Source organism: Tepidanaerobacter sp. EBM-38 (genome assembly GCA_001896545.1).
GTDB lineage: Bacteria > Bacillota > Thermosediminibacteria > Thermosediminibacterales > Tepidanaerobacteraceae > Tepidanaerobacter.
The window spans coordinates 1-1807 of record MPOT01000026.1; the positions used below are offsets into that span (position 1 = coordinate 1).

A 1807-nucleotide genomic window follows, 5' to 3' on the forward strand; every position below is an offset into this window, starting at 1 on the left:
ACTGTTATTGTTCTTTTTCAGACTGATAGTCTCTGGCCTTGCGGTACAGCCATAACTGCCTAATACCTTAAGAATGCTCTCACATAGCGTACCTTTACCATTTCGAGTTGTAGCACCATAGAGAACAAACAGGCATTCATACCGAGTGTCTCCGCTGATACTGTAGCCAAAGGCCTTTTGGAGGAATTTTGCCTTTTCCTCATCTCCGCTCATAATCTCATGAATAAATCTATCCCATCGCTCACTTTTTGCTTCTGGATCATATTTAACGCCAGATATCTTTGTAAGCCTGTCCTCGCTGTTGTGGGGACGAAAATCCATAGACATTAAAAACAATGTTCCATTGGCACAATTGAGCATAAGCGGGTCTTGGTCAAATTCAGCCATTGATATGGGATATACGCTCTGTGCATCCTTAAGCACCGTTTCCCTGTATCTTCTTGACTGCCACTTTCGGCAATAGTCAATGTATGCCTTTCTTTGATGTTCATCCTGAATAGTCAAAGCATAGGTTAGTAGTTGGTTAGCCAATGATTTACACATTTCCATTACTTTGAGATTACCGACATCAGGAATCCAAATGCCATTCTCATAGCAAAACCACATTTTCCTTTCAGGAACATATCGGGCTAAAGATTTATAATAATCAGCAAACAGCCTGCTTGCCCCAATATCCGTCCAAGGGTAACGATCGTTACTCTCAGGCTTAAAGTCAGCAAGGGAACATTCTCCAAAATCTTCTGTAGCTGATGAACGCTTACCACCTGGTTTGTATATTTCAGTAGCATTTGCGATTGCTTTTTCTATGGTTATCATTCCATAAGTGCTGCCAGACTGCGGTCTATTCCATTTATCCCTCATTAAGCCGCTTTTTCGGAAAAGTCTGTCCATCTGTCCAATATCTCTGCCACACCAAAATGCCAGCATACCGCAAAGTGCCAAATCAGCTTCACTGGCAGAAGCATAACCAGATGTATCTCCCTGCCATAATGCTTTGAATCTTTCTCCGTTTGCCGATTTTAATGCCTTCTCGACAACAGACTTGTCAGACAGATAGGATTGACTTTCTGTATCCTGAAGTTGCTTCACAGGGGTAGAACGTAGCATATACTTGTCTAGTATCATCTGTAGCTCATACGATTTCTCCGCTATATCACCATCTGCAAACACATTGCCTGTTACGGTAACAAAGCGGTTTGTTGCTCCAGCCACATAGACCTCAACTCCCAGCTTTCTGTTGTTGATATAGTATTTTGTTTTGTCAAAGTTAAAGCCTGTGGCCTTAAAGAAAATATGAAGCCCTTTTCCAGATGGACTGTGTTCCATATAGCAACCACTAAAAGCGTCTACAATACTTTGGGCAATAGGCTTAAGCTTACCGCTGCTATCAAAGCAATCATCTAAGTCGATAACACATATGTCATTACCCACCAAAAATCCGATACCTTCATAATCACTTATAGCAGCTACCGCCGAACTAAAATCTTTAAAAGTACCCTGTTTATCTGCTTTTGCCCTTTTTCCTGTTACCGGGTTATAGGGAACTTTGGTTTTTCTACCACTTCGTTCTTCATATTTCCAACAGCAAAACTGTGGCTTATCTTTAAGCATCTGCGGCAAGTTATAATATTGTGTATTCAGTTATTTCACCTCCTTGCCTTTTATAAATGACCCGAAACGCTACTGTTCCAGAGAGTTTGCCTTGTTGGACACAACCTCGTTATCTTTCAAGGAATACGCTCGGAATTATCGTCATGGCATATTCTGCTTGAAGTATCTCTTGCATTTCGGGGTATTCAGTTGTCAA

Annotated in this window: 1 protein-coding gene; it reads right to left on the reverse strand. The window is 41.3% G+C overall.

Annotated features, from left to right (window positions below):
• Positions 1-1611, reverse strand: a 1611-nt coding sequence (locus BUC45_RS02615; protein ID WP_296970091.1) for a nucleoside triphosphatase, incomplete at its 3' end; no start/stop codon positions are given.
• Positions 1612-1807 lie beyond the last annotated feature (196 nt).